Below are 21,260 nucleotides of genomic sequence, written 5' to 3'. Positions count from 1 at the left end.
CCTACTTGGCGTAGGAGCCTTCGAGGGTGACTGTGCCACCGGCGGTTTCGGTGACTTCACCGCAGACCCAGGCCGGGATGTCGCGCGCCGCCAGCTCGGCGATCGCAGCATCGGCCGCCGACTGATCCAGTACGGCGACCATGCCCGCGCCCATGTTCAGCGTCTTCTCGAGCTCCAGCAGCTCGACCGCACCGAGCTCGCCGACCAGACCGAAGATCGGCGCCGGCGACCAGGTCGACCGATCGATCCGGACCGAGAGCTCCGACGGGATCACGCGGGCCAGGTTCGCCGCGAAACCACCGCCGGTGATGTGCGACATCGCGTGCAGCGGTCGCGCGTCGGCGGTGTTGAGCGCCCGAATCAGCTCCAGGCAGTGCTTGGCGTAGACCCGGGTCGGCGTCAGCAGCGTCTCACCGAGCGTAGTCCCGAGCTCCGGAACCTCCCGGTCGAGCGCCCACTTGGCCCGGTCGAAGAACACGTGCCGAACCAGGGAGTACCCGTTCGAGTGCAGACCCGACGAGGCCATCGCGACGACCACATCCCCGGCGCGCACCCGCTCCGCACCGAGCAGCTCGTCTGCCTCGACAACGCCGGTCGAGGCGCCGGCGACGTCGTACTCGTCCGGCTCGAGCAGGCCCGGGTGCTCCGCGGTCTCGCCGCCGACGAGCGCCGTACCGGCCTCGACACACGCTTCGGCGATGCCCTTCACGATCTGCGCGATCGTCTCCGGGACCACCTTGCCGGTGCAGATGTAGTCGGTCATGAACAGCGGCTCGGCGCCGCAGACGACCAGGTCGTCGACGACCATCCCAACCAGGTCGAACCCGATCGTGTCGTGCTTGTCCATCCGCTGCGCGATCTGGACCTTGGTCCCGATCCCGTCCGTCGAAGTCGCCAGCAACGGCCGCCGGTACGCCGTCAGCGCGCTCGCGTCGAACAGACCGGCGAACCCGCCGAGACCGCCCACCACCTCGGGCCGGGTCGCCTTCGCCACCCATTCCTTCATCAGTTCGACGGCCCGGTCACCGGCCTCGATGTCGACTCCGGCGGCGGCGTAGCTCGCGCCTTCGCTCACGTTCTTCTCCTCGGTACGACGTCGATCCCTGCCGACGCGCTGTTACGGACGACTGAGGGCGTCGGCTGCGCCGCCACCACCGACGACGGCGGCCAGGCCGTCCGCATCGGTGACCGGGACCTCGAGCAGATGCTTGCCCAGGTACTCCGGATCCGGCAGGGCAACCGGGTACACACCGTCGAAACAGGCGCGGCACAGCGAATCCTTCGGCTGATTCGTCGCCTCGACCAGCGTGTCCAGGTCGATGTACCCGAGCGAGTCCGCGCCGAGCGAGCGGCAGATCTCCTCGGTGTTCAGCCCGTTCGCGATCAGCTCCGCGCGGCTGGCGAAGTCGATGCCGTAGAAACACGGCCACTTCACCGGCGGGGCGGTGATCCGGACGTGGATCTCCTTCGCCCCGGCCTCGCGCAGCATCCGGATCACGGCCCGCTGAGTGTTGCCGCGGACGATCGTGTCGTCGACGACCACCAGGCGCTTGCCCTCGATCACCTCGCGCAACGGATTCAGCTTCAACCGGATCCCGAGCTGCCGGATCGTCTGGCTCGGCTGGATGAACGTCCGGCCGACGTACGCGTTCTTCACCAGGCCGGATCCATACGGGATCCCGGACTCTTCGGCGTACCCGATCGCACCCGGTACGCCGGACTCCGGCGTCGCAATGACCAGGTCGGCGTCGGCCGGGTGCTCCCGGGCCAGGCGACGACCGATCTCGACGCGGGTCGAGTGGATCCGCTGACCGGAGATCTGGGTGTCCGGGCGGGCGAGGTAGACGAACTCGAACAGACAACCCTTCGGATCCGCCTCGGCGAACCGCTGCGAGCGGAGACCGTCCGCGTCGACCGCGACCATCTCACCCGGCTCGACCTCACGGATGAAACTCGCCCCGACGATGTCGAGCGCCGCAGTCTCACTCGCGATCACCCAACCGCGCTCCAAACGACCCAGTACGAGCGGGCGGATGCCCTGCGGGTCGCGAGCGGCGTACAGAGTGTTCTCGTCCATGAAGATGAGGCTGAAAGCCCCCTTCACCTTCGGCAGCACCTTCGCGGCGGCCTGCTCGATGGTGAGATCCGGGTACCCGGCCAGCATCGACGTCAGGATGTCGGTGTCCGAGGAAGCGGAGTGCTTCGCGTTCGCCTTCGCGTGCTCGACGCCGGCATCCAGACCGAGATCCAGATCACCACCGCCGTTCAGACTGGCGGCGAGCTCCCCGGTGTTCGTCAGGTTCCCGTTGTGCCCGAGCGCGATCGACCCGGTCGCCGTGGACCGGAAGGTGGGCTGAGCATTCGCCCACACACTGGACCCAGTGGTGGAGTACCGGCAGTGCCCGATCGCGATATGCCCGCGCAGCGAGGCGAGCGTCGCCTCGTCGAACGCCTGGCTGACGAGACCCATGTCCTTGTAAACGAGAATCTGACTCCCGTTACTGACCGCGATCCCCGCCGACTCCTGCCCCCGGTGTTGCAAGGCGTAGAGCCCGAAATAGGTGAGTTTGGCAACCTCTTCCCCCGGCGCCCAAACCCCGAAGACGCCACAAGCGTCCTGCGGTCCCAGGTCCTGAGGGTCAAGGTCATGAGTGAGCCGACCATCGCCACGAGCCACACCAGCAGTCTACGCGACAGACAGAGGTGTCCCGGACGAGCAAGTTCCAGGGCCGACCGGGCGGGGTCGGCCCCGCGTTACTTCGGCCAGCCCCAGCAGGCCGAGGCCGAACTGGGCGAGCAGTGCGTCGTATCCGGCGGGTCACCGGCATTCGCCGTACCTGCAGCAACCCCCGTCAGCACGATGGCGAGGCCGATCACTGACAGCATCTTCTTGATCACAACTCGTCCCTCCGAAATAATCCCGGAACACACATTGAGTGCCTCATATCGACGCTCTCTGTATATGGTCGGTTCCGACAGGTTCACAAGGAGGTTTTTCGTGCTCGATCCGCTGGGTGTGGATGAAGCCACCTTTGCGGTCTATCACGCCCTCCTCAGTCAGCCGGACAGTACGCCGGAACAGATTGCCGCGCTAGTAGATCGTTCGGTTAACGATGTACATGAGCTGATGAACAAGCTGCGCAAACTCGATCTCCTCGTCCCCACCTGGGCGAATCCCGATGGCGAACACGCCGTTCACCCTCGAGTGGGTCTCGCCAATCTCGCCGAGCGGCGCCGGGTTCAACTCAATGCGGAGTTGGGACTCCTCCGCGAGGCCGAAGCGAACGCCGAGGTCGTCGCCGAGCAGTACAACGAGCTCTTGACGGCTCGCAGCAGCGGCGATGTCGAGGTGATCAAAGGCAGGGCCAACGCTTCTCGTCGGATCGACGAACTGGCCCTGAAGGTCCGGCACTCGTTCTGGGCGCTGACCCCGGCGCACGTCGACGACGTGATTCGGCCCGTGGAGAAGTCACCGGACGCGCCACTGCTGGAGCGCGGCATCAAGATGCGCGCCATCTACCTGCAGAACATGATGGAGTCGAAGGGCGCCAATGAGTACGCCGCGTCCATCCACCGCCTCGGCGGCGAGGTCCGGGCCACCCCAACGCTGCCGATGCGGCTCCTGATCTTCGACCATGAAATCGCCGTCATGCCGATGGATCCCGAGAACCACGCCGCCGGCGCAGTCATCCATCGCAGTCCGGCAGTGGTCAACATCGCGATCGCCTTGTTCGACGCCTACTGGGCGCGCGCCTCCGAACTCTTCGCCCCGGACGACCGCGACAACGAATCCCCGCTGACGCCGCACGAGGCCGAAGTACTGCGGCTGCTGGCGGGCGGGGCTAAGGACGAGCAGGTGGCACGTCTGCTGGGCATCTCGCTGCGGACCGCTCGCCGCATCACCGCCAACCTGTCCGAGCGCCTCGACGCTGCCAGCCGCTTCGAACTCGGGGTGGCGGCCGCGAAGCGCGGCTGGGTCTGAGTGTTCGAGTCGCTGGGGCTGTCACAGGACAGCCTCGACCTCTACCGACTACTCCTACAGAAGCCGGAGCTCGCCAACAAGGCGAACCGTGCGCTGCTCTTCACCGAACTAAAGCTGCCTGAAGACGAGGTGGAAGCACGGCTCGAACGCCTGCGGGATATGGGTTTCCTCGCGTTCCGCTGGGGCGACGACGAGTACGCAGTAGATCCCTCCCTGACGCTTGCGCGCCTCGCTGCCCAACGGCAGTCGATGATCGGCGATCTCACCCAGGAGTTGGATTCCGATCGACTCCGCGCCAGCGAATTCATCGCCGATTACAACAAGTTCGTGACCCAGAACGCGGTGCCCGATGTCGAAATTCTCGACGGTGTCGACAAAGCCAATCTGCGCATGCAGCATTTTCACCCCACAGTATCGATGTGGGGTCTGAACAAGTCGAAGTCGCCCCTGATCGCTCCGACCGAAAATTTTCCCGACAAACACATCCTGGAACGCGGAGTCGAATGCCGTTACCTCCTCGAGGAATCCCAGCTCAAACTCAGGGGCGCACGGGATTACCTTGCCTACATGCAGGAAATGGGCGGGAAGGTTAGATTCGTCCCCTCGATACCGTTCAAGCTTGTCATCTTCGATGGCGAGTCCGCGGTGATGAACCTAGATCCGGACGACTACGACGCAGGCGCTGTGGTGCACCACAGCAAGGCCGTCGTACGGATGGCCATCGAGATGTACGAGCACTACTGGCGGTACGCCGATCGGTCGTTCGAGCGACGGCCTGAGGCGAGCGAGCTCAGTGGGCAGGAGGCGGAGCTGCTGCGCCTGTTGGTGCAGGGGCTACCGATGAGCAGGTGGCTCGGAAGCTTGGCGTCTCTATGCGAACGGTTCGCAGAATGGCGGCCAAACTCAGTGAGCAGGTGGGGGCTTCGGGGCGGTTCGAACTGGGGGTTCGGGCGGCTCAGCGGGGGTGGGTGGATTAGCCCCAGTCCCAGGCTCGGGGGTGGGGCGAATTGTTGTGCGGGCAGGCCAAGGCGGAGCTCCTGACAGGTGTGGGCGGGCAGCGGGAGATGTCACGCCGGGGGGGTGCAGCGGCAGTTGCTGACGGCAGAAGTTAAACAGGCCGGGGAAATCGGCAGCAATGAATCCTGGTGGCCGGGGTGGGACGTTGGCCGGGAGCGGCCAACAGCGTCAACGAGCCGGTCTGGACCAATAGCTGCACGAATTCGTGCATTCCTGACGAAACGCCCGCCACGACCGGCCCCCGTGGTCTACACAACCACCTCATGAACTGCACCCCGTCGTACCGGCCGTGCGGAGATTATCCCCAGCAACCGATTGCCGACGACCCAACACGCACACACCCGACACACCCCCACCACCCCCTGGACGCGGCGGTCAGCATCCGTGGCCTGAGACAGGCGCCGGGGCCCTCGGACAGGTCATTCCCTGTCTCCAGCCCTCGTTTCCTGTCCCAACCCACCACATCTGCCCCCCACTCAGGTACGCGCCGACCCCCGCCGCCACCACTGGTGGCCTGGGACCGCCCAGTGGTCGCTACCGGGGAGGGTTCGCGGTTGAGGCGGCGCCCGTTCAATTCGGGCGGGCTACATGACGAAACGGCTGCCGCGGGGGCGGCAGCCGTTGGTCGGAGTGGGCTAGATGTTTTTGAGGGCGGCTAGGAGTTTGGTGAGAGAGTCCTTGGCGTCGCCGAACAACAACGTGGTTCTGGGGTCGTAGAGGAGTTCGTTCTCGATGCCGGCGAAGCCGGGGCGCATGGAGCGTTTGAGGAAGATGACGCGCTGGGCCTCGTCGGCGTTCAGGATGGGCATGCCGTAGATGGGGGCCGAAGGGGTGGTGCGGGCGGCGGGGTTGACCACGTCGTTCGCGCCGACGACCAGGACGACGTCCGTCGACTTGAAGTCGCTGTTGATGTCTTCCATTTCGCGGAGCTGGTCGTAGGGGACCTGGGCTTCGGCGAGCAGGACGTTCATGTGGCCGGGCATCCGGCCGGCGACGGGGTGGATGGCGTAGTCGACCTTGACGCCGCGGCCCTGGAGTTCTTCGACGAGTTCGCGCAGGGTGTGCTGGGCCTGGGCGACGGCGAGGCCGTAGCCGGGGACGATGATGACCTTGTTGGCGTAGCCGAGCAGGATCGCGACATCCTCGGCGCCACCGGAGATCACCGGCCGCTCGGACGCTTCACCGCCGCCGAGGGTCGACCCACCCTTCACGGCACCGAAGAGGATGTTGAAGACCGAGCGGCCCATCGCGTCGGCCATCAGCTTGGTCAACAACGTACCGGCCGCGCCGACCAGGGTGCCTGCGACCAGCAGCAGGGTGTTCCCGAGGACGTAGCCGCCGGCCGCGACGGTCAGGCCGGTGAAGGCGTTCAGGAGCGAGATGACGATCGGTACGTCGGCACCACCGACCGGCAGCACCAGCATCACGCCGACCGCGAGACCGATCAGGCAGAGCAGGATGCCGACCCAGACGCGCGGGTCGGAGACCAGGAACCCGGCCAGCACCAGGCTGCCGAGGATCGAGGCGATGAACAGCACCGGCAGACCGGGGAAGGTCACCGGCCGGGTCGTCATCAGTTCCTGGAGCTTCGCGAACGTGACGATCGAGCCGGAGAAGCTGATCGCGCCGACCAGGATGGTGAACGCGGTCGCGATCGCGGCGACGGTGGCGCCGTCCGGGACCTCGCCGAGCTCCATCAGCGCGACCAGTGCGGCCGCGCCGCCGCCGACGCCGTTGAACAGGGCAACGAGCTGCGGCATGTGGGTCATCTGGACGCGGCGCGAACCGGCGACACCGCCGATGGTTCCGATCGCGAGGGCGACCAGGATCGGGGCCAGGTGGTCGGGCTTGTAGGCGACGAAGGTGATGATGACGGCCAGTACGGCGCCGGCCGCACCGAGCAGGTTGCCGGTCCGGGCCGACTTCGGCGACGACAGCGCCTTGAGTGCGACGATGAAGCAGACTGCGGCGATCAGGTACCCGATCTGGGCCCAGGTCGGGATCACTTGCCAAGCTCCTTCTTGCGGGCGGCCGGGGGCTTGAACATCTCGAGCATCCGGTCGGTGACGACGAACCCGCCGACCATGTTGACGGTCGCGAGGACGACGGCCAGCAGGCCGACGATCACCACGATGGTGGACTCGGCCTGGCCGGTGACGATGATGGCGCCGACCAGGATGACGCCGTGGATCGCGTTCGCCCCGGACATCAGCGGCGTGTGCAGGGTCGAGGAGACCTTGCTGATCACCTCGACGCCGACGAACGCGGCGAGCACGAAGATCGTCAGCAGAGCAATGGATTCGGTCATGCCTGCGGTCCGTTCAGGAGTTCGCGGGTGGGCTCGTGCAGTACGGCGCCGTCGTGGGTGACGCAGCAGCCGCGGACGATCTCGTCGTCGAAGTCGGGGTCGAAGGCCGCGTTGCGGGTCATCAGCCGGATCAGGTTGGCGATGTTCTGCCCGTACAGGCGGCTGGCCGGGCCGGCCATCTGGCTTGGCACGTTCGCGCCGCCCCAGACCAGCGCGTTGCCGATCGTCAGCTCAGTACCGGCGACCGATCCTTCGACATTGCCGCCCTGCTCGGAGGCGAGGTCGACGACGACGGAGCCGGGCTTCATCTGCTCGACCATGGCACGCGACACCAGCATCGGCGCGGTTCGCCCCGGTACGGCGGCGGTCGTGATCAGGGCATCCGCAGCGGCGACGTACGGCGTCAGCAGCTCGCGCTGGAGTTGCGCCCGCTCGGCGGTCATCTCGCGGGCGTAACCACCGGGCCCGTCGAGGGTGCCGAGTTCGAGCGTGATCGGCTGCGCGCCCATCGAGGCGATCTCCTCGGCGGCCGCGGTGCGGACGTCGTACGCCTTGACGACGCCACCGAGGCGCTTCGCGGTCGCGATGGCCTGGAGACCGGCGACCCCGGCGCCGAGGACGAGGACCTGGGCCGGCGGAACCGTGCCGGCCGCGGTCATGTTCAGCGGGAAGAACCGCGGGAGCCGTTCGGCGGCGACGATCGCGGCCCGGTAGCCGGCCACCAGGGCCTGCGAGGACAGCGCGTCCATCGACTGGGCCCGGGAGATTCGCGGCACCAGTTCCATCGCGAACGCGGTCAGCTTGGCCCTGGCCGCCGAGCGGATGATGTCCGGCGGATTCGTCGGCAGGAACGACAGCAACGCCGTACCGGCGTGGAGCCGCTGCAGGCGTTCGCGCTCCAGCGGCTGCACCGATGCCACGATGGTCGCCGCGTGGTCGGCACCCCAGGCCACCTCGGCACCGGCGTCGCGGTACTGGTCGTCGGAGTAGAGCGCGCGCTCTCCGGCGGCCGGCTCGACCGCAACCTCGTACCCGAGCTCGATCAGTTTCGCGACTTGTTCCGGCACCAATGCGACCCGGCGCTCGGCCGGCCTGGTCTCCCGTACCACTGCGATCTTCACTCGCCGAAACCTATGCCAAACCGAGCGTTGTCGGAAACCCTGGCCCCGACCTCGTGGTCAGGTTGTGTCCTGTAAGGGCCTTACGCGTTGTCTGCGAGGTTCTGCAGGAGCAGCGCTTCGGCCAGGCAGACCTTGCGGAACTCCGCCAAATGCAGGCCTTCGTCGACGCCGTGCGCGCGGGTGTCCGGGTCCTCGACGCCGGTCACCAGGATGGCGGCGGCTGGGAAAACCCGCTGGAACTCGGCGATGAACGGGATCGATCCGCCCATGCCCATGTCGATCGGCTCGACACCCCACGCGGTCTGGAACGCCGACCGGGCCGCTTCGTAGCCGCCACCGCGTGCGTTGATGCTGCACGGCTGGCCGACCTCACCCTCGGTGACAGTCACCTGCGCGCCCCACGGTGCGTTGCTCTCCAAGTGCTCCTTGAGCGCAGCACTGGCCTTGAACGCATCGTCACCGGGCGCAACCCGCAGGCTGACCTTGGCCCGTGCGACCGGCACCAGCGTGTTGCTGGCCTCAGCCACGGCAGGTGCGTCAATACCCAGTACGGCGATCGCCGGGCGCGTCCACAGCCGGTCGACCAGCGAACCCGACCCGGTCAGCCGCACCGAGTCCAGAACACTCGACTCGGCCCGCAACCGGTCCTCCGGGTACACCACGTCAGCCGCACGCGACGCGTGCAGACCGTCGACCGCGACATCACCCTTGTCGTCGTGCAGCGTGGCGAGCAGCCGGCACAGCGCTGACAACGCATCCGGAATCGGTCCACCGAACAACCCAGAGTGCACAGCGTGGTCGAGTGTCCGCACCTCGACGTACGACTCGACCAGTCCGCGCAGCGACACGGTCAGTGCGGGGTGGCCGACATCCCAGTTGCCGGAGTCGGCGATCACGATCGCATCGGCGGCCAAGTCGGCGGAGTACTCATCCAGAAGCTGCAGCAGAGTCGGAGAGCCGATCTCCTCCTCACCCTCGACGAACACCGTCACACCCACCGGCAGGTCGTTGCCAAAGGCCCGTACGGCGGCCAGGTGCGCAGCAATCCCGGCCTTGTCGTCAGCCGCCCCGCGACCGTAGAGCCGGTCACCCCGCTCAGTCGGCTCAAACGGGTCAGACGTCCACTGGTCGACCGGACCGGTCGGCTGCACGTCGTGGTGTGCATACAACAGCACCGTCGGCTTCCCGGCCGGCGCCGGCTTCTTCGCGATCACCGCGGGCGCACCCTCACCGGCCCGCACGATCTGAACCGCGAACCCCTCCGCCTCGAACAACGCAGCGGTCGCCTCAGCGGACCGTTGGACATCGCCCGCGCGGGCGGCTTCGTAGCTGACCGAAGGGATCCGGATGAGGTCCTCGAGGTCGGCACGGACACTGGGCAGAACGCGGTCGATCGCCGCAGACAGATCGGTCATGGGGCCTACGGTACGGCGTAACCCATCAGCCCCTCACGCTGAGCACCTACGACTCCGTCACAGCGCTCGTCCCCCAGGAAGTGGTCGTAGTCGGCCGGGTGGTAGCACCGGTAGAGCGGTGCCGTCGCTGCGGCGGTCCTACTCGAGTAGATCCAGCCCTCGGTCCGCAGTCGCGTCAGCCCCTCACAGTTGACGTCACTGGAGATGAAGTGGTTGGTGCCCTTCGGAGTCCCATAGGAACAGCCATAGAGCGCGGTGGTGCCCGGCTGCTCGCTTCCCTCGATGAACCACCGCTTCACCACGCCATAGCTCGCTGGCACGGCCCCACTGGTCACCCAGCGCTCGGAGGAGCTGTCGAACCGCGAGAGCGCGACCCTCGTCGTACTGAGCGCGTAGCCGAGCCGTCCCTCGTTGGTCGCCGTCGGGTTCTCGCATCCGGACTCGGCCGAGAGGTAGTGGTCGTCGAGGCCGGGCACGGTGCAGCGGTACAGCGCAACGGACGGCGCAGCCGGGGGCGAGCCGTACATCCAGCCGAGTGTCTGCAAGAAGCTCGTGCCTTCGCAGTTCGCCGTGACCGACACGAAGTCGTCGCGCGCGCCGCCCCGACAGCTGAACACCGGGAAGGTCCCTGGCTTCTGGCCGGCCTCCAGCATCCATGTACGCGTCGGGTAGTAGCCGCGGTCGGTCACCGGTTCGGTGGTCACGCGATGGCGGTTGCCGTTGTCGTTGCGGACGAGCGGGACTGTGCCGAGGTCGCGGCCCTCAGTGCACGTGACGAGCCGGCGCATCATGTGGGCGTTGTCCCAGTTCGGCTGTACGCCGTTCCACTGCAGGTAGTAGACGTAGAACTCGTCGCCTACGACCGACGGATCTACTCCGGTGCCGACGACGGTCGGATAGGCGTTGAACTTGTCCGGGTCGTTGAACAGCGGCACCGCGGCCGACCACGACAGCGCTCCGTCCGCAGAGTCCGACAGAACGAACTCGGTAGACGAAATGCCTTGAACCAGTAGCGAACCACCACGTGCAGTCCGTACGACGTTCGGATGCCACGCGCCACGCTCTCCCGGCCGTACGTCGGTCGACATGCCACCGACCGCCGGAGAGTCCCAACCGCCGTCGAGGTACTTCTGCCACCCCACAACCCGACCAGCGGCCGCAGCGCTCAGTACGTCGGCCAACGGCGCCCGCGCGACCGAGAGCGCCGTACTGGCCCAGCCGCCTCCCGCGTTGACGTAGTAGTCGGGGAAGTGGACGTACAGGTACCCGTCCCGCACAGTGAAGGCCGGAGTGCCCATGTCGGCCGAGCCGTGCAGGGCCTGGATCTGCTCCTTGGTCGCCCGCGGAGTGGCCAGCGGGCCCAGGTACGTCGTCCGCTTGCTCACCGGGTCGTACTTCCCGAGATGTAGCGTCGAGTAAAAGCCATCCGAGAACCCCTGCTCCAGATGCAGCATCTGCAGCACGACCCCGGTCGCCGGGTCGCGGTAGACCGGCCCACCACCGCCATAGTCATAACCCGCAGGCAGTCCGATCAACGGCGCGAGCTTCTGCACACCATCGCCCACTGGGTTGCTCAACGTGCCCCGGGTGACCGCAATGCTCTGGTTGAACCCAGTCCCACCAGCCAGTGCAGCCACCGCCAGGAAGTCGTACTTCCCGTTCCCAGCCGGCAGTACGCCGTATGCGGTGTCCGCCCAGCCTTTGAGGCCTAGGCCCTTCCGGGTCGCGTCAGACACGACCTCCACGGCCGGACCGACCTTCGCGCCCGCGCACTGCGACGTGGGCGCGGCAGCCTGCGCTTGGCCCGGTACGGCGAGCAGTCCGGTCAGCAACGTGATGGCGAGCAGGGGTCTGAGCACGCCCGGACCCTAGACACGCGAAGGGTTCACCGTGGGTGGTTGTCGCCATAGGGTGGGGAAGCTGTAACTTTCCGCCCCCATCGAGACTGTGACTTTAGAGAACAGGACAACGACATGTCCCGCCCCCTGATGACTGCTTTCCTCCTCACCGCTACCGCTCTGACGGTCGCGCTGCCGGCGCAGGCTGCGATCACGTGTGACACCGCTACTACTGGTGGCTCGACGTTCTATGACGGGCCTTCTGCGTCCAAGAAGTACGACGCTCGGTTCAGCAACAGTGCGAGCATTCCTAACCTGAGTACGCACACGCCTCAGGGTGCTGGGACTTGGTACAACTGGGACGGTAGCGGCAAGAACCTGCTGCTGGTCGCGTCGTACCGCGAAGGTGCTGACTCGCAGATCTATGGCATCGACCCGGCTACTGGTTCCACTGTGGGTGTGGTGGCGGTGGCTGAGTCGCATGTGGGTGGGATTGCGGTCAGCAAGGGGTGGGCGTTCGTTTCGGGTGCGGGGTCGAGCATTCGGAAGTACAGCCTCACCGCGTTGCGTGATGCGATGAAGGCCGCAGGAACGCCGTACCTGACTCAGGTCGGTACGGCGCGGGACGTGGCCGCGGCGTCGTTCATCGGCACCTATGGCGACTCACTGTTCGCCGGCTCGTTCAACGAGACCGGTCGCGGCGCTATGTACGAGTACAAGATCGCTGACGACGGCACGCTCACCACGCTGTCCGGCGCCTGGGAGATCCCCACCAAGACACAGGGGCTGACAGTCACCGCGAACCACTTCATCTACAGCACGTCGTACGGGCGGTCCAACCGCAGCAACCTGTACGTCGTGAAGCGTGGCCAGAAGGACCTGGATGCCGCAGCGCTCAGTTGCTTCCGGGCGCCGAGCATGACCGAGGGCATCACCGAGTACAACGGCACTGCCTACCTGGTCTACGAATCGGCGTCACACCTGTATGGCTCGGACCCGAACACGCTCAACGTGATCCCGCGGCTGCACAAGGCCTCGATCTCGTCGCTGACCTCACTGGTGCCTTAAGGCTGGTAGCGGGCCGAGTTCACGATGGTCTCGCGGCCGTTGGGGTTGTCGTCGCGGACCTGGATCCGGAGCTGGGTGGTCGCATTCAGCTGCCGGTACTGCTCGATGACCGATGGTCCGCTACCGCAGGTGTAGCGAAAGGTCGCCAACGCCTGGTCGCCGACCTGGCCGCCGTCCGGTGTCGCCGGCTGGCAGCCAGGCGGCGGCGTGGTGGTCGTCGGGAGCTTTCCGGCTTGGCGGATCTCCATGTAGACGCCTTCGACGCGCGGGTCCGTCTGCCAGGTCGCTGTACTAGTGGCGACGAGCAGGCGTTGTGCGGCGGTGTCCTCCGCCTTCTGCGACCAGGCACGCGGTACCTCGACCGACAGCCTGCCGGACTCCACCTTCACCGGACGTGACAGGACGAACTGGTAGCCGCCGTACCCACCACCAGCAGCCAGCAGTACGGCGAGCAGTCCGGCAATCACGCGACCTCGGCCGGACCGCTTGGGCGGCGACTGGGTCAGCTGGTTCGCACTGGACAGTGCGGTCTCCTGGTCGACGCCACCGGCGACGGGGGTCGCGGGAGCTACGTCACGCGCAGGAATCAGACCTGCGGGGATCTTGCCGGTCACATGCGCTTCGCGGAGTGCGTTGAGGAAGCTGTCCAGGTCCTGCCACCGCAGGTCCCGGTTGGGCTCAAGTGCTCGCCGTACGACGACGTCGATCGCGTCGGGGATCTCCTTGCGCAGCGTGGTCATCGAGGGCGGTGGCTTGTCGATCTGCATCACCGCGCCGAGGCTGTTCACCCCATGTGGTGCTTGACCGGTGAAAGCGGCGTACGCGACCGCACCGAGCGAGTAGAGGTCTGCACGGTGGTCGAGGCGATCACCGAGCACCTGCTCCGGGGCGACGTACGCCGGGGTGCCGCCGGGCATCGTCAGCTGCGAGACGTCCTGAACCGCTTTACCGAGACCGAGGTCGCCGAGCATGGCGCGGTCGCCGCCGGCGATGCTGCGGAACAGCACGTTGGCCGGCTTAACATCGCGGTGCAGGACGCCGCGGCTGTGCAGGTGCTTGAGGCCCTTGCCCACCTCGGTGATGATGCGGACCGCGTCGCCGATCTCCAGCGGGCCGGCCTTGATCTTGTCGGCCAGGGTCCCGAGGTCGGCGTAGGTGATGACCAGGTACGGGCGGCCGTCGTCGGTCTCCCCGACGTCGTGCGCACCGACGACGTACAGCGAGTCGACCTTGCGCAGAAACCGGCCCTCGGCCAGGAAGCGGCGGCGGACATCCTCGTCGTCGGTCCAGAGGTCGGAGAGGATCTTGACCGCCACATCGGCGTCCAACTGCTCGTCCTTGGCCAGCCAAACGGTCGCGAAACCACCGGCACCGACCCGGCGGACCAGGGCGTACCGGCCGATCCGCTGAGGCTGGTCCATGCACGCATTATGCTCGATCGTTCCTGCGACTCGCTCGCCGGTGCGAACAAAACGGCGACTTGGTGCGTCTCAGCGAGGATGGAGCAGGTGTCGAACCGGAACCGGCCGCTGGTGATCGCGGTGGCCGCAGTGGCTGTCGTCGCGGTAGCAGGCGGCGGCATGCTGGCTGCTGCGCGCGGTCCGGAGAGCCAGACCGGGGCGGCCGCCGCACCCCTGAGCGTGCCGACGATCCCGCCCGTGACACTGCCCGCCAGCAAGGTCGTCATCGACGCCACCAAGCTGCCGACCGGCCGGACGCCCCAGGTTTCGTACCTGCGCGGCCGGACCGTGCAGGGCGGCATCAGCAGCCCGGTGAAGGTGCCCGGCTCGGTACCTGTCGAAGCGGTTGCACGACTGTGGGACACCACCATGGCCATGGAGGTCCCGAACGCGAACAGCAGCAGCCTGGTGGTGCTCGACGAGGCCGGCAAGGTCACCCAGCGACTGCCCGGGATCGACTCGCTAGTGACCAGCGCGGACGGGAACGCGGCCGCCTTCGCCACCGGCGGGCGGTACACCGGCCACGACGGTGGGACGGTGCACTTCCGGTCCACCGACGGCAAGGACCTCACCCTGGACCACGCGAGGGCTCGCGAGATCGAGGTTCTGGCAGTCGTGGACCGATCGGTTTACCTCAGTAGCCGTCCGGAAGACAGCAAGACACCGAACCTGTACCGCTGGGACGTCGACGCATCGACCGTGGCAGAACCCCTCAAGGTCGCGCGCCCGGTAGCAGTGTCGCCGGACGGCACGCTGGCCGCCGGTCTGCCGGTCTTCACCGACAGCGGGCTGTGCTCGGTGGTCACCGACCTCGCCAAGAACCGCCAGCAGTGGCGGACGTGCCAGTACCGCCTGGACAACTTCAGCCCCCGCAACGCATTCGTCATCGGCTACGCGCCCAACGCCGGTTCGCCGTACGGCGAGAGCACGGCCAGCGCCCTGGACGCCAAGACCGGCAAGGTCCTCCGCACCTGGCTGGCCGAGTCGCTGCGGAACGCCGTACCGGAGGACGACGACCACGTCCTCTTCGAGTGGCACAACCAGGCCGGACCGGAGTCCCGCTCCGCTGTCGTCCGCTGCACCGTCAGCACCGGCCAGTGCGAGCTGGCCAGCCCGCTGTCCCCGGAACCTCTGCTCCTCGGTTCATGAGAGCGAACACCTGTAAGGAGTCCCGCCGATGCGGAACAACAACGGCCGCCTGATCGCTGTGGTGGCTTCGGTCGCCGTAGCAGCGGTCGCCATCGGCGCCACCCTCGCCTACCGCCAGGGCCCACAGACCGCCAAAGCTGACGTCGCTCCCCTGACCAGCACGCCAAGCCCGACCCCGACACCCTCGACCACGCCACCTGCGCCGACGCTGAGCAACGTCCCGAGCAAGCCACCGCTGACCACTGGCACCGAGAGCACAGTGAACGTCAACAAGCTCTCGGACGGCCGCGCGCCCCAGGTGCCCTACCTGATCGGTCGAGACGTGCGCAGCGGCTCGAAGACTGTAGCGACCATTCCCGGCAAGGGCTCCGTACTCTCGGTCGGCCAGTTGCAAGGAACCGTCCTGGCGGTCGTCATGTACGAGCCGGATGGAGACGGCACCGAACTACTGAAACTCTCGTCCGGCGACACAGTCCGCCGTACGCCGGATGTGTCGTCCCTGGTCACGACGTCCGACCAGACCGGTGCCGCGTACGCCGCTTCCCGGCTCAGCAGCCTCGGCGTCACCACCAAGGGCGGCACGGTCTACGCGGAGTCAGGCGACTCGGTGCAGTCGCTGAAGCTGCCGAACAGCTGGGAGGTCCAGGTCCTCGCCTACACCGACGGGAAGGTGTACTACCGCGCGAGTGACAAGGAGACCGGCCCCTGGAAGCTCTACTCCTGGGTGCCGAGTGCAGCGAAGGCCGAGCTGATCAAGGCCGTCATCTCACCGACCGCAGTGTCCGCCAACGGCAACACAGCCGCAGCCATGCCGGTCCGCAACGACGACGGCACCTGCTCGAACGTCGTCCAGGTTCCCAGCGGCACCCAGTTCTTCCGCACCTGCGAGTTCCAGGTCCGCGGCTTCACCCCGAACGGCGCCACGGCCTATGGCGACGAGGACAACGCCGAGGGCTTCTGCTCCGGCATCTCGGCAGCCTTCGAGGCGAACTCCGGCAAGACCCTGCACAAGTGGAAGGGCTGCTTCCAGGAGATGGCAGCCGAAGACGACCAGCACGTCCTTGTCGTTGCCTACGCAAGCGCCGTCGGCCAGACCGAGAAGATCAAGACCGCCATCATTCGCTGCACCATCACCACCGGTGCCTGCGAGCGCGCCACCCCGATCGGCACCGACACGCCTCTCGTTATTGGGTCGTAGACGACACTGGCTGTATGACTCGGCTTGCGGTGCTTGCGGATGTCCATGGAGTGATGCCGGCGTTGGAGGCGGTGCTGGCGGAGAAGGACGTGCGGGCGGCGCACACCGTCGTAGTCGCGGGGGATGTGGTGAGTGGGCCACAGCCTCGGGAGGTGTTCGATCGGCTCAAGGCCATGGGTGACCGGGTGGTTTGGGTCCGGGGGAACGCGGACCGCGAGGCGGTGGCGATGGCTCGGGGCACGTTCACTGGGGAGGCGCCGGATCCGGTGAGCCCTTGGGCCGCTGGGGAGCTGACGGCAGCGCAGGTGGAGTGGCTGGACAACTTGCCGACCACGGTGACGTTCGGGGACGTACTGGTTTGCCATGCGACACCTCGGGACGACGAGGAGGTCGTGCTGGTGGACAGCCCGATCAGCAGGTGGGTCGACGTACTGGGTGGAGTGCCGGACAGCATCAGGACTGTGGTGTGCGGGCACACGCACATGCCGTTCGTACGGCAGGTGGACCGGCGGACCGTGGTCAACGCCGGCAGTGTGGGCATGCCGTACGGCGCCCCGGGTCCCAGCTGGGCGCTGGTCACGCCGGAGGGGGTTCAGCTGCGGCGGTCGGCCCTGGACCCGGCGAAGGCGGCCAGCCAGATCGTGCAGACGTCGTCGTACCCCGGGCGGCAGCAGTGGGTCGATGAGTTCCTGCTGACGAACTACTCCGACACGGAGGCACTCGACGCGTTCAGGGCCCGGGCTGAGGGTTGAGCGGCTACGGTCGTGGGGTGTTCGCGCGGCGGCGGAAGCATTTCGGCACCCCGGCTGACAAGGCGACGTATGCGACTCTGCATACCGCCTCGTTGGCCAGTCCGCACCTGCGCGAAGGCCTGACACCCGCTGCGGCCGGCAAAGCGAGCCGCCACCTCAGAGACCTCCTCGGTACGGCGGCCATCGCGATCTGCGACTCTTCCGGCGTACTGGCGTGGGACGGGGTCGGCGGCGCGTATGAGAGCAACCACCGTCGGGACGCCCGCACCCTGGCCGGCCCGACTCTCCGCACCGGCCGGACCGCAGTACTCGGCGTACACGACGTTGCCTGCGGAGACCCGCAGTGCCCGATCCGTACGGCGTCGGTCGCGCCGATCGTGATTGAGGAGCGCGTGGTCGCCGTACTGGTCGCCTACAGCGAGCGGTCGTCGGCAGCGCTGGTCAGGGCAACCGAAGAGGTCGCCCGCTGGGTGTCCGGTCAGGTGGAGCTCGCAGAGCTCAACAAGGAGCGCACCCGAGCCATGGAGGCCGAGCTGCGCGCACTGCGCGCTCAGATCAGCCCGCACTTCATTTACAACGCTCTGGCAGCCATAGCGTCGTTCGTGCGCACAGACCCCGAGCGCGCGCGTGAGCTGCTGCTGGAGTTCGCTGACTTCTCCCGCTACGCACTGCGTCGTGGCGGCGAATTCACCACGCTCGCCGATGAGCTGCGCAACGTGGAGCGCTATCTGGTTCTCGAGCAGGCCCGCTTCGGTGAGCGGCTGACCGTCTCGCTGCAGATCGCCCCTGAGGTGCTCCCCGTCGTCGTACCGTTCCTGGTCGTCCAGCCGCTGGTGGAGAACGCCGTACGCCACGGCCTGGAGGGCACCACCGGCGTCGGCCGGATCACCATCCGCGCCCGGGACCAGATCAACGAGGCGGAGATCAGCGTCGAGGACGACGGCGCCGGCAGCGACCCCGAGGTGATCCGCGCAGTCCTGGCCGGTGAGTCCGCCAGCGACTCGATCGGCCTCGGCAACGTGGACGCCCGCCTCCGCCAGGTGTACGGCGACGCCTACGGCCTGGTCGTCGAGACGCAGGTCGACGCGGGCACGAAGGTGACCTTCCGGATTCCCAAATACTCCTCAGGAGTGCATGCCTCCCCCTAGGGTGAGGCTATGGCGGAGATACCACTGCGGGCGCTGGTCGCAGATGACGAGGAGCCGGCGCTCAACGAGCTGGTGTACCTGCTCCGGCGCGACGAGCGGATCGGTGAGATCCGGACGGCCTCCAACGGCCCCGAGGCGCTCAAGATCCTGCAGGCGGCCGACCTGGACGTGGTGTTCTGCGATATCAAGATGCCCGGCCTGGACGGGATCGACCTGGCCCGGGTGCTGTCGAAGTTCGCCAGCCGTCCGCAGATCGTCTTCGTCACCGCGTACGACGAGCATGCGGTCCAGGCGTTCGAGCTGGAGGCCACGGACTACGTGATGAAGCCGGTCCGCGCCGAGCGGCTGGCCGAAGCGGTCCGACGCGTCGTCACGGCCGGTGCACCGGCGGGACCGCAACCTGCTGACGATGGCGACGAGGTGATCCCGGTGGAGCTCGCCGGGGTGACGCGGTTCGTGCAACGCTCGTCGGTCCGGTATGTCGAGGCCCAGGGCGACTACGCCCGACTGCACACCGGTCAGAACTCACACCTGGTCCGCATCCCGCTCAGCACGCTGGAGGAGCGCTGGCGCGACGCAGGCTTCACCCGGATCCACCGCAGTACTCTCGTCGCTCTCGCGCATGTGGACGAGATGCGCGTCGAGAGCGGGCGCTGCGCCGTACGGGTCGGTGATGACTGGCTTCCGGTCAGCCGGCGGCACACGCGTGAGCTCCGCGACCTCCTGGTCCGCTCCACCTCCTTGCGCCCGTGACATGAGCACCAACACACCGCAGGGTCCCCGCCGCGTCCGAGTGACGAGTCCGCGGACCAGTGCGGCCCGTCGGCCGGCCACTCCGACCGGTACGCGGGAGATCGATGAGCAGACGCGGCTCGGTGAGGTCTACATGAACTCGCTGATCCAGTCCCAGCTCCGCCTCACGCTCGCAGTGATCGGCAGCACTGCTCTGGTCCTCGGCAGCATCCCCTTGCTGTTCTGGCTGGTCCCGCCCACTCGCACCTTCGCGATCTTCGGTCTCCCCCTCCCCTGGGTGATCCTCGGCATCGTCGTCTACCCGGTCGTGTACGTCGCCGCCCGCATCTACGTCCGCAACGCCGAACGCATCGAGACCGAGTTCACCGAGTTCGTCGGGCGGCAGTGATGTCGTCCGCGATGAGCCTCACCGGCATCGGACTGGTGATCGTGGCAACGATCGGGATCGGTCTGTTCGGGCTGCGGATCTCTCGGACCACCAGTGACTTCTACGTCGCCAGTCGCGCGGTCACTCCACGCTGGAACGCCTCTGCCATCAGCGGCGAGTACCTGAGTGCCGCATCGTTCCTCGGAGTCGCCGGTCTGGTGCTGGTGAACGGCGCCGACATGTTGTGGTTCTCAGTGGGCTACACCGTCGGCTATCTGATGCTGCTCGTCCTCGTCGCTGCACCACTCCGTCGCTCTGGCGCCTACACACTGCCCGACTTCGCCGAGACCCGCTTCCAGTCAGCCATGGTGCGCCGCATCTGCTCCGGCCTCGTCGTCGGCATCGGCACGCTCTATCTACTGCCACAACTGCGCGGTGCCGGTCTGACGTTCCAGACCGTCACCGGTGCGCCGCCAGACGTCGGCGCGGCCGTCGTAGCGGTCATCGTGGTGATCAACGTGGCCGCAGGTGGCATGCGCTCGATCACGTTCGTGCAGGCGTTCCAGTACTGGCTCAAACTCACCGCACTGGCGACACCGATCTTCGTCATCCTGATCGCCTGGCGCTCCGGCGACCACCAGATCGGCGTACTCCAGTCACTGCAGGGCGCTGCGTCCGAATGGGCCGAGCCACTCTCCACAGCCGGTGGCCGCGACCACCCGCTCTATTCGACCTATTCGCTCTTACTGGCCTTGTGTTTCGGCACCATGGGCCTGCCCCACGTACTGGTCCGGTTCTACACAAACCCGGACGGCCGCGCGGCCCGCCGTACGACGGTTGTCGTCTTGGCACTGCTCGGTCTCTTCTACCTGTTCCCGCCGATGTACGCGATCCTCGGCCGCTCGTTCGCACCAGACCTGGTCTCAGGTGCGGCGGACACCGTCGTACTGGAACTGCCCAGCCGCATTTTCCCCGGTACGGCGGGAGACCTGCTCGGAGCGCTGGTTGCAGCCGGAGCCTTCGCCGCGTTCCTGTCCACGTCATCCGGACTGACCGTCGCAATCGCGGGAGTGATCGACCAGGACCTGCTGCGAACCAGACTGACTCGTCTGACCGGTGGGGACTACCTGGCCGTCAACAGCTTCCGCATCGCGGCACTGCTGGCCATGACAGTCCCGTACGTCGCCTTCCGTCTCACCGGCGCGCTGAGCCTGGCGGACACCGTGGGACTCGCGTTCGCGGTCGCAGCGTCGACCTTCTGCCCGATGCTGGTCCTCGGCATCTGGTGGCGCCGCATGTCGACCACCGGCGCAGCAGCCGGTCTCGTCGTCGGTGGAGTCGCAGCCAGCGCGGCCGCTCTGGTCAACGTGATCGGCGCACCCACCGGCGGCTGGCCGCGCGCCCTGGTCGTCCAGCCGGCCGCCTGGACCATGCCGCTGGCCTTCCTCACCGTCATCGTGGTCTCCAAGCTGACCCCGCACACGATCCCCGCCGGCGCCGCCCGCAGCATGGTCCGCCTGCACACCCCCGAAGCCGTCAACGTCGACCGCGATCCCACGCCACTGCCCTGAGCCCGGTCCACCGCTGGTCGTGAGGGATCGACCGTTCGGCGCAGGAGGTGCACCCGCCGGTCGCCCGGGCTGGCCCGCTGAGCGCTCGATGCGTGTGGGTGCTGTCGGGCGGG

19 protein-coding genes are annotated in these 21,260 nt (G+C 67.2%); 10 read left to right on the top strand and 9 right to left on the bottom strand.

Features of this window, described 5'->3' with window-relative positions; genetic code table 11:
• Position 1: 1 nt before the first annotated feature.
• From purM to ACFTSF_RS03575, 3 genes are all read right to left on the bottom strand, one after another.
• The gene (gene purM, locus ACFTSF_RS03585) at positions 2-1,075 is read right to left on the bottom strand and encodes a phosphoribosylformylglycinamidine cyclo-ligase (protein WP_380152300.1); all 1,074 of its coding nucleotides are present in this window, start codon (positions 1,073-1,075) and stop codon (positions 2-4) included.
• A gap of 42 nt (positions 1,076-1,117) precedes the next feature.
• Complete coding sequence (gene purF, locus ACFTSF_RS03580; RefSeq protein ID WP_344153064.1) at positions 1,118-2,677, bottom strand: amidophosphoribosyltransferase; 1,560 nt, start codon at positions 2,675-2,677, stop codon at positions 1,118-1,120.
• Between the two features lie 77 nt (positions 2,678-2,754).
• Positions 2,755-2,898, bottom strand: a complete 144-nt coding sequence (locus ACFTSF_RS03575; RefSeq protein WP_380152299.1) for a hypothetical protein — start codon at positions 2,896-2,898, stop codon at positions 2,755-2,757.
• 64 nt (positions 2,899-2,962) lie between these two features.
• On the opposite strand from ACFTSF_RS03575, the gene ACFTSF_RS03570 reads away from it, so the two are divergent.
• Positions 2,963-3,982, top strand: coding sequence for a LuxR C-terminal-related transcriptional regulator (locus tag ACFTSF_RS03570; protein ID WP_380152298.1), 1,020 nt, complete (start codon positions 2,963-2,965; stop codon positions 3,980-3,982).
• A complete protein-coding gene (locus ACFTSF_RS03565) occupies positions 3,983-5,023 on the top strand; it encodes a TrmB family transcriptional regulator (RefSeq protein WP_380152297.1) in 1,041 nt (346 codons plus the stop codon).
• Positions 5,024-5,634: 611 nt separating this feature from the next.
• On the opposite strand, the gene ACFTSF_RS03560 is transcribed toward ACFTSF_RS03565, so the two are convergent.
• From ACFTSF_RS03560 to ACFTSF_RS03540, 5 genes are all read right to left on the bottom strand, one after another.
• Positions 5,635-7,005 carry an NAD(P)(+) transhydrogenase (Re/Si-specific) subunit beta gene (locus ACFTSF_RS03560; RefSeq protein WP_344153055.1) on the bottom strand — a complete coding sequence of 457 codons (1,371 nt, stop codon included), beginning with the start codon at positions 7,003-7,005 and terminating at the stop codon, positions 5,635-5,637.
• Entirely contained in the window at positions 7,002-7,307 is a 306-nt protein-coding gene (locus ACFTSF_RS03555; RefSeq protein ID WP_344153052.1) for an NAD(P) transhydrogenase subunit alpha, read from the bottom strand. The genes ACFTSF_RS03560 and ACFTSF_RS03555 overlap by 4 nt, the downstream gene beginning before the upstream one ends.
• Positions 7,304-8,428, bottom strand: a complete 1,125-nt coding sequence (locus ACFTSF_RS03550; RefSeq protein WP_344153049.1) for an NAD(P) transhydrogenase subunit alpha — start codon at positions 8,426-8,428, stop codon at positions 7,304-7,306. The genes ACFTSF_RS03555 and ACFTSF_RS03550 overlap by 4 nt, the downstream gene beginning before the upstream one ends.
• Before the next feature lie 80 nt (positions 8,429-8,508).
• Positions 8,509-9,843, bottom strand: coding sequence for a dipeptidase (locus tag ACFTSF_RS03545; protein ID WP_380152296.1), 1,335 nt, complete (start codon positions 9,841-9,843; stop codon positions 8,509-8,511).
• A 5-nt stretch (positions 9,844-9,848) separates the two neighbouring features.
• Complete coding sequence (locus ACFTSF_RS03540) at positions 9,849-11,702, bottom strand: hypothetical protein (RefSeq protein WP_380152295.1); 1,854 nt, start codon at positions 11,700-11,702, stop codon at positions 9,849-9,851.
• A 114-nt stretch (positions 11,703-11,816) separates the two neighbouring features.
• Between ACFTSF_RS03540 and ACFTSF_RS03535 the strand changes: the two genes are divergently transcribed.
• Positions 11,817-12,749: a hypothetical protein gene (locus tag ACFTSF_RS03535; RefSeq protein ID WP_380152294.1), complete on the top strand. Its 933-nt coding sequence runs from the start codon at positions 11,817-11,819 to the stop codon at positions 12,747-12,749.
• On the opposite strand, the gene ACFTSF_RS03530 is transcribed toward ACFTSF_RS03535, so the two are convergent.
• Positions 12,746-14,170, bottom strand: coding sequence for a serine/threonine-protein kinase (locus ACFTSF_RS03530; RefSeq protein ID WP_344153041.1), 1,425 nt, complete (start codon positions 14,168-14,170; stop codon positions 12,746-12,748). The two genes, ACFTSF_RS03535 and ACFTSF_RS03530, sit on opposite strands and share 4 nt — an antisense overlap.
• Positions 14,171-14,257: 87 nt before the next feature.
• Between ACFTSF_RS03530 and ACFTSF_RS03525 the strand changes: the two genes are divergently transcribed.
• Genes ACFTSF_RS03525 through ACFTSF_RS03495 form a run of 7 tightly spaced genes read left to right on the top strand, consistent with a single transcriptional unit; the run spans position 14,258 to position 21,147 of the window.
• Positions 14,258-15,358, top strand: coding sequence for a hypothetical protein (locus tag ACFTSF_RS03525; RefSeq protein ID WP_380152293.1), 1,101 nt, complete (start codon positions 14,258-14,260; stop codon positions 15,356-15,358).
• A 28-nt stretch (positions 15,359-15,386) separates the two neighbouring features.
• Positions 15,387-16,556 (top strand): hypothetical protein, encoded by a 1,170-nt coding sequence (locus ACFTSF_RS03520; RefSeq protein WP_380152291.1) that lies wholly within the window; start codon positions 15,387-15,389, stop codon positions 16,554-16,556.
• 14 nt (positions 16,557-16,570) lie between these two features.
• On the top strand, positions 16,571-17,308 hold the full coding sequence (locus ACFTSF_RS03515; RefSeq protein WP_380152290.1) for a metallophosphoesterase family protein: 738 nt from the start codon (positions 16,571-16,573) through the stop codon (positions 17,306-17,308).
• A gap of 17 nt (positions 17,309-17,325) precedes the next feature.
• Positions 17,326-18,456: a histidine kinase gene (locus ACFTSF_RS03510; RefSeq protein ID WP_344153032.1), complete on the top strand. Its 1,131-nt coding sequence runs from the start codon at positions 17,326-17,328 to the stop codon at positions 18,454-18,456.
• Positions 18,457-18,465: 9 nt separating this feature from the next.
• A complete protein-coding gene (locus ACFTSF_RS03505; protein WP_380152289.1) occupies positions 18,466-19,209 on the top strand; it encodes a LytR/AlgR family response regulator transcription factor in 744 nt (247 codons plus the stop codon).
• Position 19,210: 1 nt separating this feature from the next.
• Positions 19,211-19,597, top strand: coding sequence for a hypothetical protein (locus tag ACFTSF_RS03500; protein WP_380152288.1), 387 nt, complete (start codon positions 19,211-19,213; stop codon positions 19,595-19,597).
• Between the two features lie 11 nt (positions 19,598-19,608).
• A complete protein-coding gene (locus ACFTSF_RS03495) occupies positions 19,609-21,147 on the top strand; it encodes a cation acetate symporter (RefSeq protein ID WP_380152287.1) in 1,539 nt (512 codons plus the stop codon).
• The last annotated feature ends 113 nt before the right edge of the window (positions 21,148-21,260 follow it).

The sequence above is a fragment of the Kribbella sp. NPDC056951 genome, from assembly GCF_042674205.1.
Lineage (GTDB): Bacteria > Actinomycetota > Actinomycetes > Propionibacteriales > Kribbellaceae > Kribbella > Kribbella yunnanensis.
Note: the sequence above shows the minus strand (reverse complement) of the source record. Positions and strands in the feature narration are given on the sequence as shown.